This window comes from Burkholderia sp. BCC0506, from assembly GCF_902833145.1.
Taxonomy (GTDB): domain Bacteria; phylum Pseudomonadota; class Gammaproteobacteria; order Burkholderiales; family Burkholderiaceae; genus Burkholderia.
Window position 1 is genome coordinate 147,716 of sequence record NZ_CADFEN010000006.1, and the last position, 13,325, is coordinate 161,040.

Sequence of the window (13,325 nt, forward strand, 5' to 3'; positions counted from 1 at the left end):
TTACTTCTTCTTGCTGAACATCAGCAGGATCGAGTCCCAGATACGTCCGAAGATACCCGCTTCCGGTACGGCCTGCAGCGCGACGACCGGGAATTCGGACAGCGTCTTGCCGTCGGCGACGATCTTCACGGTGCCGACCTGCTGGCCTTCCGCGAGCGGCGCGATCAGCGGCGCGTTGACGTCGACTTCGGTCTTGACCTTGTCGCCGAGGCCGCGCGGCACGGTCGCCCACTGGTCGCCCTTCACGCCGACCTGCACGGTGTTGTCCTTGCCCTTGTAGACGCGCGGCGTCGAGATCGCCTGGCCGCCCTTGAACAGGCGCACCGAATCGAACGCGCTGTAGCCGTAGTTCAGCATCTTCATGCTGTCCTGCGTGCGGTCGTTTTCCTTCTGCTCGCCCATCATCACCGACACGAGACGCCGCTGGCCGTCGACGCCCGGAATCGCGCGCTTGGCCGATGCGATCAGGCAGTAACCGGCCGCCTGCGTATGGCCGGTCTTCAGGCCGTCGACCGTCGGGTCGAGCCACAGCAGACGGTTGCGGTTGCCCTGGCGGATGTTGTTGTACTTGAATTCCTTCTCCGAGAAGATGCCGTAGTACTGCGGAAAATCGCGGATCAGGTGCGCGGACAGCTTCGCGAGGTCGCCGGCCGTCGTGTAGTGGTTCGGATCGGGCATGCCGTTCACGTCGGCGAAGTGCGTGCCCTTCATGCCGAGGCGCGCCGCCTCGTCGTTCATCATCGTGACGAACTGCCCTTCGCTGCCGCCGACGAGCTCGGCCAGCGCGATCGCGGCATCGTTGCCCGACTGGATGATCATCCCGTACACGAGGTCGTGCACGGACACCGGCTTGTTCGCCTCGATGAACATGCGCGACTCGTCGCGGCCGACGCGGCGCACGGCCTCGCTCGGCGTGACGATCTGCTCCATCGAGATCTTCTTCTTGTCGAGCGCCTCGAACACGAGGTACGCGGTCATCAGCTTCGTCAGCGACGCCGGCTCGACGCGTTCGTCCGCATTACCCGATGCGAGCACCGTGTTGCTGGTCGCGTCGACGAGCACCCACGAGCGCGCGTTCACGCCCGGCGGCGGCACCGCGCCCGGCATGTAGGTCGCGGGCGCGCCGGTGAACTGCTCGGCGGCCGGCGCCGCATGCGCGGCCTTGGCCTTGGCGGCCGGCTTCGCCTCGGCGACGACGATCGTCGACGCGAGTGCGACGGGCAGCATCACGCCGAGCGCGACGTTGCGCGCGGCGGTGCCGAAGGCGATGGAGGAAGCGAGGGACTTGAGGCCTTGGGAAGACAGACGCATGATCGATTCAGGCTGATGGCAGAAAGTGCGGTGCGAAACGCGCAGGGTTGAACGGCAAGGCGGCGGGCGTTTCGGGCGCTCGCCCGACACCGTCGGGCGACGCGAAACGCGCCGGTTGGACTCGTGCGGGCGCGTTCGGTTCGCGGCCGTCGCGAGCGGGCGGACAGGCGGCGAAACGAGCGCCGCATGGGCCCAGCCGGGCCGCGGGCAACGCGGAATGCGGCCATTATACGTGGCCGCGAACGGCGTTTTCGCGAAGCTGGCGGCACACGCCCGCCCGGCGGCCGCGCGAGCATGGCGCGGGGAGGCGGCAGGCACGCGTGCTCGACGCCGCGCGACGGCGTGCGCAAGCGGCGCGCAAGTGGTGTGCAAGCGGCGTTGCGCCGCCGTGCGGCAGGCGCCGCACCGCACGATGCGGTGCGATGTCGCGTGAAGTGTCGGGAAAGATCGCGCATCACCCGGCCGGGCGCCGGTACGCGGCACGGCCGCCGGCGCTCGCGCCGGCGGCCGCCTGCTAGCGCCAAGCGTCGACGATGATGCGCTTCAGCACGTGCAGCTTGCGATGGAGGAAATGCTCGGCGCCGGGGATCACGACGACCGGCAGCTCCTGCGGCCGCGCCCAGTCGTACACCGATGCGATCGGCACCGTGTCGTCGGTTTCGCCGTGGATCACGAGCGTGTTCTCGGGCACGTCGGCCACCTGCCAGCGGCTCGCGGCCGTGCCGACGAACACCATCCGCTCGATCGTCTCGCCCGCGTCGCGCAGCCGCTTCGCGACGTGCGACAGCACGAAGGTGCCGAATGAAAAGCCTGCGAGCACGAGCGGCAGGTCCGCATACGCGGGCTGCGCGCGCATGTGCGCGAGCACCGCGAGCAGGTCGTCGGCCTCGCCCGTGCCGTTGTCGTGCACGCCTTCGGTCGCGCCGACGCCGCGGAAGTTCGACCGGTAGACGACGTAGTTCAGCTGCACGAGCGTGCGCGCGAGCGTCTGCGCGACCTTGTTGTCCATCGTGCCGCCGAACAGCGGATGCGGATGCGCGACGAGCGCGATGCCGCGCGGCGCGGCGCCGCCTTCGCGCACGGCGTCGGGCAGGTCGACCGCGATTTCGATCCGGCCGACCGGGCCCGCGATCAGCGATTTCTGCGTATGAACGTTCATCGGCCGGCCCGCTCAGATCTTCAGGCGATCGACGACCTTGCCGTCGCGCAGGTGCGACTCGACGATCTCGTCGATGTCGGCCCGATCGACGTACGTGTACCACGTGCCTTCCGGATACACGACCATCACCGGCCCTTCCTCGCAGCGGTCGAGGCAGCCGGCCTTGTTGATGCGGACCTTGCCGGGCCCCGCGAGGCCGAGTTCCTTCACGCGCTTTTTCGCGTATTCCTGCATGGTCTGCGCATCGCATTGCGCGCAGCTCGGGCGTTCGGCGCCCGGTTCGCGCTGGTTCAGGCAGAAGAAGACGTGGTGCTGGTAGTAGGAATCCATGATGGTGACGAGCGGCCCGGCGCAACGCCGTGCGGAAAAGAGGGGCGATGGTTTGCCGTTGCGCGAGGCGGCAACGGAGGATGCGGACGATTATAGCGACCGGCGCACGCGGCTGCCCGCGGCACGGCCGCCGCGGCACGGCCTCGGCCGCCGCGTCAGCGGCGCAGCGCGGCCGGCAGCCACGCGTGTTCGACGCGCTGGCCGAGCCAGATCAGCGCCGCGTAGGGCCAGACCCATGCGAGCCAGCGCGCGATGCTGTTGAAGTGCACGTAGCGGCCCTGGCGCCAGCCCGACAGCGTGAAATCGAAGAACGGGTTGACCGGCAGCAGGTTCACGAGCGCGACGCCGGCCACCAGCGCGAGCGCCGCGAGCAGCGCGCGCCATGTGGCCGGCACGCGCAACGCGACGAGCGCCGCCGCGAAACCGAGCTCGATGCCGAGCCGCGCGCCCGGCGTCGCCCACACGACGGCGAGGCCGGTGGTCGACTGCATGAACGTCGCGGCGGCCTTCAGCGCGAGCGTGGCGACCACCAGCGCGATGAGCAGCCGGATGCGCGGCGCGCGCGGGCGCATCGCGAGCGACGCGATCGCCAGTGCGGCGAACAGCATCGTCCCGCCGAGCACGGCCTCCCACGCGGAATCGGACAGCCAGCCGTCAACCCGCTCGGGCCATCCGCTGACGTGCCACGCAGCGGGTAGCCACGCGAGCAGCGCGTCCTGCATCGACGCGTCGGCGCGCTCCCACAGCGCGGCCGGCCAGTCGCCGATGCCGAACAGGAACGGTGACGGAAACACGATCGCGAACGGCCACAGCGCGGCGAGCAGCAGCGGCGTCGACCCGTCGGCCTCCAGCCACGCGAAGCGCAGCCGGCGCAGCACGCCGCGGTCGAGCAGCGCGCCGGTGGCCGGCGCGGCGAGCGCCGCGCCGAGCAGTGCGCCGAGCGCGTTGGCGCCGAGATCGAGATTCGACGCGACGCGCGTCGGCAGGTACGTCTGCAGCGCTTCCATCGTGCCCGACAGCAGCACGCCGAGCCCGGCCGCGATCAGCGTCGCGGCCACGCCGCGCCAGCGCGGGTGCAGCGCGAGCACGCCGAGCGCGCCGAACGGCAGATAACCGAGCACGTTCGTGACCACGTCGAACGCCGTCACGTACCGCTGCATCGGCGCGAACAGGTAATCGAGCGGACCGATGCCGAGCGACACCCAGCCTTCGAACGGATACAGCGACGCATAGACGATCAGCGCCGCATAAGCGGCAAACGCCTGTCGCGCGAGCGGCGACGCGCGATGCGTGCCGGGCACGTTCATCGCGGATGCAATCGCGGATGCAATCGCGGCTGGGCGTCGGGCGTCACGGCGTGCCCGCGTACGCCTGCACGCCGACCCACGCGGCGATCTGCGACACGAGTTCGTCGCTGGCCGCCGCGAGCGCACGCGCGCCGCCCGCCGCGTCCGGCGTGCTCGACGGCGCGCGTGCGACGAACGTGCGCTGGCCGAGCACCTTGCCGTCGAGCGTCAGCGTCGCGCGTGCGGTCACCGGGCTTTGCGACTGCCCGTCGAAGACCTGTTCGAATTCGTTCAGGTCGACCTTCAGGGTCGGCGCCCGCACGCCGTCGGAGCCTTCGAGCACCGCGCCGCGCGACGACAGCGCGCCGCGCAGCCGCTGCGTGAGCAGTTGCGCGGGCGGCGCGGTCCAGCGGCTGTCGCGATAGACGGCCACGTGCTGCGCATCCGCGTACGCGAGGCGGTACGCGAACTTGTCCGAATCGAGCGCGTCGGGCGCGACGACGTCGAGCACCTTCAGCGCGGGGCCCGACCCGGTGCTCGTCACCGACGACGCAGGCCCGAGGTCGTAGCGGATGTTCGACAGCACCGCGCTGTTGCCGGCGCAGCCGGCCGCCAGCGCGAGCGTCAGCACGGCCAGCGCGGCCGCGGCCGGGCGCAGCGCGCGGTCAAGGATTCGTGGCATGGCGTATTCCTGCATGATGTTTCCGGTTTCGATGGGCGTCTTGTCCGGCCGCTCCCGGCCGGACGATCGATCAACTGCTGCCGTGCGTCCCGTGCGTCACTTCCCGGCCGTCGCGCCCGGCCACACGAAGCCCGCTTCGCCGGGCCCCGGCGCCGCGCCGGGCGACCCGAACAGCAGGCTGCGCGGGTTGCGGCCGAGCTCGCCGGCGACGTCCTTCAATTGCCGCGACGCGTCGCCGACGCTGCCCGCCAGCGCATTGAAGCGCGGCAGCGTGTCGTACTGCACGCGCGCGTTGAGGTCGTTCAGCGCGACGCCGACCTGCTCGGCGGCCGTGCCGGCCTTGTTCAGGTTCGACACGAGCGGCCCGTTCGGCTGCAGCAGCGTGTTCGCCGACGCCATCGCGCGGTTCACCTCGTGCATCGTCTCCGGCAGCGCGGTGACGGCCGGGCCGAGCTGCTTCGTCAGCGTCGCGGCGCCGTCGGCCGCGTGCTGCAGGCTCTCGGCCGTCGCGCGCAACTGCTCGCGCATCTCGGGCGACATCAGCGCGTTCGCGCTCTTCGCGGCCAGCTCGAGCTGCCGCAGCAGCACGTCGCCGCGCTCCTGGATCTGGTCGAACAGGCTCGGCCGCATCGGGATCTGCGCGATCGCCTTCGGCGACGACGGCAGCGGCGACAGATCGCGCCCCGTATCCTCCAACTGCACGAACGCGATGCCGGTCACGCCCTGGAAGCCGAGGCTGCCGTAGGTCGACTGCGTGATCGGCGCATCGTGATCGACGAGGATGCGGATCCGGATCTGGCCCGGATGCGCGCGATCGAAGCCGATCGACTGCACCTTGCCGACGTCGAGGCCGCGAAAGCGCACGGCGGCGTCCGGGAACAGCCCCGTCACGTTGGTCCGCGCGAGCAGGTCGTACGGCACGCGCACGGTGCGGTCGACGTTGAACCAGAACACGGTGCCCGCGATCGCGAGCGTCAGCGCGATCGTGAACAGGCCGGCCCAGAACGCATGTGATTTGTTTTCCATTCGCGGGTTCCTTGCTTCTACAGCTCGACGCTCGACAGCGCCGGTTCGAGAGCCGCCTTCGGCAGCTTCGCGCGCCGCTCGGGCGGCAGCGCCTGCAACGCGCGGCGCCCGCGCAGCCCCAGGAAATATTCGTGGATGAACGGATGGTCGACGTTCGCGGCCTCCTCGACGGGGGCCGCGACCAGCACCTTGCGGTCGGCCAGCACCGCGACGCGCGTCGACAGCGCGACCATCGTGTCGAGGTCGTGCGTCACCATCACGACGGTCAGCCCGAGCGTGCGGTGCAGCGTCGCGATCAGCTCGACGAATTCGTCGGACGCCTGCGGATCGAGGCCGGCCGTCGGCTCGTCGAGGAACAGCAGCTCGGGCTCGAGCGCGATCGCGCGCGCGATGCCGACCCGCTTCACCATCCCGCCCGACAGCGCGGCCGGCATCTTGGACGCGTGCTTGCACGGCAGCCCGACCATCTCGAGCTTCAGCATCACGATGTCGTGCAGCAGGTCCGGCGGCACGCGGCCGAGCTCGCGCAGCGGCTGCGCGACGTTGTCGAACACCGTCATCGACGAGAACAGCGCGCCCTGCTGGAACAGCATCCCGGAGCGCGTGCGCATCATCCGCGCGCTCGCGTCGTCGATCGTCGACGTATCCTCGCCGAACACCTTGATCGTGCCCGACGTCGGCCGCTCGAGGCCGAGAATCTGGCGCACGAGCGTCGTCTTGCCGGAGCCCGACCCGCCGACGATCGACACGATCTCGCCGCGCCGCACGTCGAAATCGAGCTTCTGGTGAACGATGTTGCGCCCGTAGCGCTTGGTCAGGTTGCGCACCTCGATCACGAGGTCGCCGGTATCGGCGGCCGCCGCCGGCCGGGGGCCGACCGACCCGGCGCCGATGGCCGCGGCATGCGCGGTCGTTTCGTTCGATGCGTTCATCCGAGCCCCACGTTCTGGAACAGGATCGCGAACACCGCGTCGGCGAGGATCACGACCGTGATCGACGACACCACCGACGTCGTCGTGCCTTCGCCGAGGCTCTGCGAATTCGCCTTGATCCGGAAGCCGAAATGGCACGCGACCAGCGCGATCAGCATGCCGAACACGACGCCCTTGCCGACGCCGATGTACAGGTTCGCGATCGGCACGACGCCCGGCAGCGAGCGCACGAAATAGTTGATGTCGATGCCGAGCACCAGCTTCGCGGCGAGCGCGCCGCCCGTCAGCGCGATGATGTTGGTCCACATCACGAGCAGCGGCATCGCGACGCCGAGCGCGAGCACGCGCGGCAGGATCAGCCGCAGCCCGTGCGGGATGCCCATCACGCGCATCGCGTCGAGTTCCTCGGTCACGCGCATCACGCCGATCTGCGCGGTGATCGCCGAGCCCGAGCGGCCCGCGACGAGGATCGCCGACAGCACGGGGCCGAGCTCGCGGATCACCGACAGCCCGAGGATGTTCACGATGTAGCGGTTCGCGCCGAACATCTGCAGCTGCTGCGCGGACAGATAGCTGAGCACGATGCCGATCAGGAACGCGACGAGCGCGGTGATCGGCAGCGCCTGCGCGCCGGCGCTGTAGATGTTCGCCGAGGTTTCCTTCCACGGCATCGTCTTCGGACGGCGCAGCACCGACAACGCATCGAGGATCACGCGGCCGAACATCGCGATGCCGCCCTGCAGGTGTTCGCCGAACGCGAAGATCGCCAGGCCGAGCCGCGTGACGGGATCGACGCGCACCACGCGCTCGGGCGCCTCGCGTTCGCTGTCGAGCCGCTCGATGCGCTCGAAGATCGTGCGCTGCGTGGCGCTCAGCGCGACGCCGGGCGGCAGCTTGCGGCCCCACACGCGCCACAGCGCCTGGCCGCCGACGTGGTCGAGCCGCTCGATGCCGGACAGATCCCATTCGCTCACGCGCCCGGCGGCGATGCTCGCGACGCGGCGCGCGACGGCGCCCCGGTTGCGCGCGAGCGCGAGCGCGGTCCACTGGCCGGTGAGGCGCACCGTCTGGCCCTGGCCGCCGGCGTCGACCGACAGGCCGGGAGGAGTCTCGAAGTCCAAGGGCAGGTTGTTTGCAAAAGGATGACAGCGGCCATTGTAGCGAACCGCCCGACGCCGCGACGGGAGGATTTCCTGGGAGCGCCCGGCCCGGGACGCGCAGCGGCGGGCGGCGGGCCGGCGCCCGCGGCGGCACCGGCCCCGGTCCGCGCCGACGCCGCCGGCGGCCACCGCACGCTGCCGGCATCGCCACCTTTCATTGTTCCGTCACGTTTCCTTTCGATACTCTCACGCGCCGCACGTCAGGCCGTCGGCGCGCCGCGCCGCCATTCGTGCGTACCTCGCGTTTCATAAAACAGAACACCGAACAGGACAACCGATGCGTCTCCCCCCGCTTTCCCGCCGCCACGTGCCGGCCGCCGCCGCGCTCGCCAGCCTCGCCTTCGTCCTTGCCGGCTGCGGCGGCGACGACGTCACCGCCACGCCGCCGTCGCAGGACGCCCGGGCGCCCGTCGGCACGACGGCCACGCTCGCGCTGCTCGAGACGACCGACCTGCACACCAACGTGCTGTCGTACGACTATTTCAAGCTCGCCGCCGACAATTCGCTCGGCTTCGAGCGCGTGTCGACGCTGATCGCGCAGGCGCGCAAGCAATACCCGAACACGCTGCTGCTCGACAACGGCGACACGATCCAGGGCACCGCGCTGTCCGATTACCAGGCGCTCGTGAAGCCGGTCGGCTGCGACCAGACGCTCGCGATCTACAAGGTGATGAACGCCGCGAAATTCGACGGCGGCGGAATCGGCAACCACGAGTTCAACTACGGGCTGCCGTACCTGTCGCAGGTGACCGGCAACACGTTCGAGATCGACGGCCTGCCGGCGCCGGCCCAGCAGAAGAAGTGCGCGGGCCCGAACTTTCCGCAGGTGCTCGCGAACGTGATCAGCGCGAAGACCAACGCGCCGCTGTTCACGCCGTACACGATCCTGACGCGCACGGTGACGGCCACGACGCCGGACGGCAAGACGGTCAGCGCCCCCGTGAAGATCGGCATCATCGGCTTCACGCCGCCCGCGATCATGAACTGGGACAAGCGCTGGCTCGACGGCAAGGTCTATACGACCGGGCTGAAGGAAGCGGCCGAGAAGTACATTCCGGAAATGCGCGCGAAGGGCGCCGATCTCGTCGTCGCGATCTCGCACGGCGGCCTCGACAATTCCGCGTACTCGCCGACGATGGAAAACGGCAGCTGGTGGCTGTCGAAGGTGCCGGGCATCGACGCGATGCTGATCGGCCACTCGCATCAGGTGTTCCCGGACGCGAACAGCACCGTATCGCAGTTCAACCTGCCGGGCGTCGACAAGGTCAAGGGCACCGTCAACGGCGTGCCGACCGTGATGGCCAACTACTGGGGCAAGCATCTCGGCGTGATCAAGCTCGGCCTGAAGTTCGACGGCAAGACGTGGAGCGTCGACAAGTCGCAGACGACCGTCGAGGCGCGGCCGATCCAGAACGCCGACAAGAGCTACGTCGCGGCCGACCCGTCGGTCTCCGCCGCGATCGCCGCCGAGCACCAGGCGACGATCGACTACGTGAAGACGCCGATCGGCTCGACCGACTACCGGATGAACTCGTACTTCGCGGACGTCGGCGATCCGGGCGCGATCCAGATCGTCAACGAGGCGCAGGCCGACTACGTGAAGACCTACGTGCAGGCGAACCTGCCGCAGTACGCGTCGCTGCCGGTGCTGTCGGTCAGCGCACCGTTCAAGAGCGGCTTCGGCGGCGGCACCGACTACACCGACGTCGCGCCGGGCGCGCTCGCGATCAACAACGCGGCCGACCTGTACCTGTATCCGAACACCGTGTACGCGGTGAAGGTGAGCGGCGCCGACGTGAAGAACTGGCTCGAGACGGCCGCGAAGCGCTTCAACCGGATCGACCCGACCCAGGCGACCGTGCAGCCGCTCGTCGGCACCTTCCCCGGCTACAACTTCGACATGTTCACGTCGGCCGATCTCGCGTACGAAATCGACGTCACGCAGCCGGTCGGCAGCCGGATCAGGAACCTGACGTACAAGGGCGCGCCGATCGACCCGAACGCGCAGTTCATCGTCGCGACCAACAACTACCGCGCGAGCGGCGGCGGCAACTTCCCGGGCCTCGACGGCAGCAAGACGATCTTCGCGTCGCCCGACGCGAACCGCGACGTGCTGATCGCGTTCATCAAGAAGCGCGGCGCGATCACGCGCGCGGCCGACGGCGCGCAGCGCAGCTGGCGCTTCACGAAACTCGCGAGCTCGGTCGCGCACGTGCAGTTCGCATCCGCGCCGAACCGCCTCGCCGACGCGGCGGCGGCCGGCCTGACCGGGATCACGCAGGTCGCGGCCGACGACGGCTCGGGCAAGAACCTCGCGACCTACGAGATCGACCTGACGCAATGAGACACGCGATGCAACCGATCCGGACGATGCGGCCCGCCGAAACCGGCCTCGCCGCCGCCGCGCGGCGCGTGCTGCGCGCGAAACTTCCGCCCGCCGCGCTGCTCGCGGCGGCAGCCGTGACCGTCGCGGCCGTCGTCGCGGCGACCGGCTGGCGTGCGGCCGGCCCCGCGCCGAGCGCCGCGCAGCTCGACGAATGGCAGGCGATGGTCACGCAGGCGACCGAGCCGCATGCACTGGACCAGTTGCGCACGCTCGCGCGCCGCGGCTCGGGCGCCGCGCAGGCGGCGCTCGGCATCGCGCTCGTCGACGCGCATGAACCGGGGCTGCGCGACGAGGGGCGCGGCTGGCTGGAAACGGCCGCGGCGGCCGACGGCAACGCCGACGCGCCGGCGGCACGACGCGCGCAGCTCGCGCTCGGCAAGGCGTTGCTGCTCGGCAGCGGCGACATGCCGAAGGACTATGCGCGCGCCCGCGCGCTGCTCGGCGCAGCGGCTTCGAGCGGCGACCCGGCCGCCGCGTACTACCTCGGGCTGATCTATCGCAGCGGTTACGGCATCGCGGCCGATCCGGTGCAGGCCGCACACTGGTTCGAGGTCGCGTCGCTCGCGGACATCCCGGCCGCCGACTTCATGCTCGCGAACGCGTACCGCGACGGCAGCGGCGTGCCGCGCGACGACGCGCGCGCGCTCGCGCTGTATCGCCGGGCCGCCGAGCACGAGCTGCCGGAAGCCGTGCAGACGCTCGCGATGGCCTATCGCAACGGCGAACTCGGGCTTCGGCCCGACGCGGACGCGTTCCACGCGCAATGGATCGAGACCGCGCACGCGCTGAAGCACCCGGTCGTCGCGCCGTGACGGTCGTTTGGCCGGGTCGCACGCGCGCGTGACCCGGCCTGGTGGACGCCACCTACGACACCGCGACGGCGTCCGACCCGAAGCCGGGCAAGTCGATGCCGGGTGCCGCGGTCTATCGTCTGCCGGAGCCGATCCTCCGCGACGGCTTCACGACGCAGCAGGCGGTGTCCGTCAGCGCCGGGATCGGCGTGCTGATCGACGGCGAACTCGCCGACCGGCTCGCCGAGCACTATCGGCTCACACGCGAGAAGGGCCACCTGCTCCGCGCGTCGTCCGTCGGCTACTCGCGCCGATTGACGGTGCGCGGCTCCGGCGGCGCGCTGATCCTCGTGTCGGCCCGCCGAGGCCCGCGCCGAAGGGCAAGACGCTGCGCGCGCGCGAGATGGCGTCGGAAGCGGACATCGAGGCGCTGGAGCGGATAGCGATGCAGCGCCAAGCCGCGCCGTATCGTCCTGCCGGTCGCGTACGCCGTGCGACGCCCGCCGACGCCCGCCGACGCCCCCTGTCGCTACAATAGGCGCCATGAACGCCCCCACCTCCTCCGACACGCCCGAATCCGGCGACGCGCACATCGCGCGCAACCGGCTCGAGGCGCACCTGGACGCCGCGCCGCGCGCGTGGCCGCTCGACATCGTCGCCGCCACCGGCTCGACCAACGCCGACGTCGCCACGCGCCTCAAGGCGCTGCCGCGCAGCGCGAACGCATTGCCCGCGCCGCTCGTGCGCGTCGCGTTCGAGCAGACGGCCGGCCGCGGCCGGCAGGGCCGCCCGTGGTTCGCGCAGCCCGGCAATGCGCTGCTGTGCTCGGTCGGCTGCATCGTGCCGCGCGCCGTCGATGCGCTCGGCGGCCTCAGCATCGCGATCGGCGTCGCGCTCGCCGAAGGGCTGGCCACGCTGCCGCTCGACGCCCGCCTGCGCGTCGCGCTCAAATGGCCGAACGACCTGCTGCTGACGAGCGACGACGACGGCACGCCGCGCATCGTCGGCAAGCTCGCCGGGATCCTGATCGAAACCGTCTGGACCACCGCCGACGCGACCGCCGTCGTGATCGGCTTCGGCATCAACGTGCGCGGCGCGGAAGCCGTGGCCGCGCAGGTCGACGCGCTGCGTGCGCGCGAAGCGACGCTCGCGAGCGGGCTGCCGCCCGCCGCGCTGTCGATCGCGTGCGCGTCGGCGAACCTCACCGATACGCTCGCCGCGTCGCTGAACGCGCTCACGCCCGCGCTCGCGCAGTTCGGCGCCGACGGCCTCGCGCCGTTCCTGCCGCGCTGGCACGCGCTGCACGCATACGCGGGCCGCGAAGTCGTGCTGCTCGAACAGGGCGTCGAACGCGCGCGCGGCATCGCGACGGGCATCGACGCGACCGGCCAGTTGCTGCTCGACACGCCGAACGGCGTGCAAACGGTCGCGGCCGGCGACGTGTCGCTGCGCGAAGTGCAATGAGCGAACCGTACCTGCTGATCGACGCCGGCAACAGCCGGATCAAGTGGGCGCTCGCCGACGCGCGGCGCACGCTCGTCGACACGGGCGCGTTCGGCCACACGCGCGACGGCGGCACCGATCCCGACTGGTCGCAGCTGTCGCGTCCGCGCGGCGCGTGGATCTCGAACGTCGCGGGCGCCGACGTGGCCGCACGGATCGACGCGCTGCTCGACGCACGCTGGCCGGGCCTGCCGCGCACGACGATCCGCGCGCGGCCCGCGCAATGCGGCGTGACGAACGGCTATACGACACCCGAGCAGCTCGGCAGCGACCGGTGGGCCGGCCTGATCGGCGCGCGTGCGGCGTTTCCGGGCGAGCATCTGCTGATCGCGACGTTCGGCACCGCGACGACGCTCGAGGCCCTGCGCGCCGACGGCCGCTTCACGGGCGGGCTGATCGCGCCCGGCTGGGCGTTGATGATGCGCGCGCTCGGCACGCACACCGCGCAGTTGCCGACGCTGACCACCGAGATCGCGAGCGGCCTGCTCGCGGGCGCGCAGGCCGAACCGTTCCAGATCGATACGCCGCGCTCGCTGTCGGCCGGCTGCCTGTACGCGCAGGCCGGCCTGATCGAACGCGCGTGGCGCGATCTCGTCGCTGCGTGGCAGGCGCCCGTGCGGCTCGTGCTGGCAGGCGGTGCGGCGGACGACGTCGCGCGCGCGCTGACGGTCGCGCACACGCGGCATGATGCATTGATCCTGTCCGGGCTCGCGCTGATCGCAGCCGATGCGGGCGATCCGGCGACGGCGACGGATTGAC

The 13,325-nt window shown here is 70.9% G+C and carries 13 protein-coding genes; 5 read left to right on the forward strand and 8 right to left on the reverse strand.

Annotation, left to right across the window (positions count from 1 at the left end):
- The 8 genes from HWX62_RS15735 to HWX62_RS15770 form a co-directional block, all read right to left on the reverse strand.
- Positions 1-1,311 carry a D-alanyl-D-alanine carboxypeptidase family protein gene (locus HWX62_RS15735; RefSeq protein ID WP_175927916.1) on the reverse strand — a complete coding sequence of 437 codons (1,311 nt, stop codon included), beginning with the start codon at positions 1,309-1,311 and terminating at the stop codon, positions 1-3.
- A 514-nt stretch (positions 1,312-1,825) separates the two neighbouring features.
- The gene (locus tag HWX62_RS15740; RefSeq protein ID WP_175927917.1) at positions 1,826-2,470 is read right to left on the reverse strand and encodes an alpha/beta hydrolase; all 645 of its coding nucleotides are present in this window, start codon (positions 2,468-2,470) and stop codon (positions 1,826-1,828) included.
- Positions 2,471-2,482: 12 nt separating this feature from the next.
- A complete protein-coding gene (locus HWX62_RS15745) occupies positions 2,483-2,800 on the reverse strand; it encodes a ferredoxin (protein ID WP_045567109.1) in 318 nt (105 codons plus the stop codon).
- Positions 2,801-2,955: 155 nt separating this feature from the next.
- Positions 2,956-4,107, reverse strand: coding sequence for a VanZ family protein (locus HWX62_RS15750; protein ID WP_175927918.1), 1,152 nt, complete (start codon positions 4,105-4,107; stop codon positions 2,956-2,958).
- A gap of 43 nt (positions 4,108-4,150) precedes the next feature.
- Entirely contained in the window at positions 4,151-4,768 is a 618-nt protein-coding gene (locus tag HWX62_RS15755) for an ABC-type transport auxiliary lipoprotein family protein (RefSeq protein ID WP_175985175.1), read from the reverse strand.
- Positions 4,769-4,864: 96 nt separating this feature from the next.
- A complete protein-coding gene (locus tag HWX62_RS15760; RefSeq protein ID WP_175927920.1) occupies positions 4,865-5,794 on the reverse strand; it encodes an MlaD family protein in 930 nt (309 codons plus the stop codon).
- A gap of 17 nt (positions 5,795-5,811) precedes the next feature.
- Complete coding sequence (locus HWX62_RS15765; RefSeq protein WP_175927921.1) at positions 5,812-6,726, reverse strand: ABC transporter ATP-binding protein; 915 nt, start codon at positions 6,724-6,726, stop codon at positions 5,812-5,814.
- Positions 6,723-7,916, reverse strand: coding sequence for an ABC transporter permease (locus HWX62_RS15770; protein WP_244136052.1), 1,194 nt, complete (start codon positions 7,914-7,916; stop codon positions 6,723-6,725). The genes HWX62_RS15765 and HWX62_RS15770 overlap by 4 nt, the downstream gene beginning before the upstream one ends.
- Before the next feature lie 247 nt (positions 7,917-8,163).
- On the opposite strand from HWX62_RS15770, the gene HWX62_RS15775 reads away from it, so the two are divergent.
- The 5 genes from HWX62_RS15775 to HWX62_RS15795 all read left to right on the forward strand — a co-directional run bounded on the left by HWX62_RS15775 (position 8,164) and on the right by HWX62_RS15795 (position 13,324).
- Entirely contained in the window at positions 8,164-10,230 is a 2,067-nt protein-coding gene (locus HWX62_RS15775; protein ID WP_175927922.1) for a bifunctional 2',3'-cyclic-nucleotide 2'-phosphodiesterase/3'-nucleotidase, read from the forward strand.
- Between the two features lie 8 nt (positions 10,231-10,238).
- Complete coding sequence (locus tag HWX62_RS15780) at positions 10,239-11,084, forward strand: tetratricopeptide repeat protein (RefSeq protein WP_175927923.1); 846 nt, start codon at positions 10,239-10,241, stop codon at positions 11,082-11,084.
- Positions 11,085-11,125: 41 nt separating this feature from the next.
- Positions 11,126-11,506: a hypothetical protein gene (locus tag HWX62_RS15785; protein ID WP_175927924.1), complete on the forward strand. Its 381-nt coding sequence runs from the start codon at positions 11,126-11,128 to the stop codon at positions 11,504-11,506.
- Positions 11,507-11,606: 100 nt separating this feature from the next.
- The gene (locus HWX62_RS15790; protein WP_175927925.1) at positions 11,607-12,527 is read left to right on the forward strand and encodes a biotin--[acetyl-CoA-carboxylase] ligase; all 921 of its coding nucleotides are present in this window, start codon (positions 11,607-11,609) and stop codon (positions 12,525-12,527) included.
- The gene (locus HWX62_RS15795) at positions 12,524-13,324 is read left to right on the forward strand and encodes a type III pantothenate kinase (RefSeq protein WP_175927926.1); all 801 of its coding nucleotides are present in this window, start codon (positions 12,524-12,526) and stop codon (positions 13,322-13,324) included. The genes HWX62_RS15790 and HWX62_RS15795 overlap by 4 nt, the downstream gene beginning before the upstream one ends.
- Position 13,325: the final 1 nt, after the last annotated feature.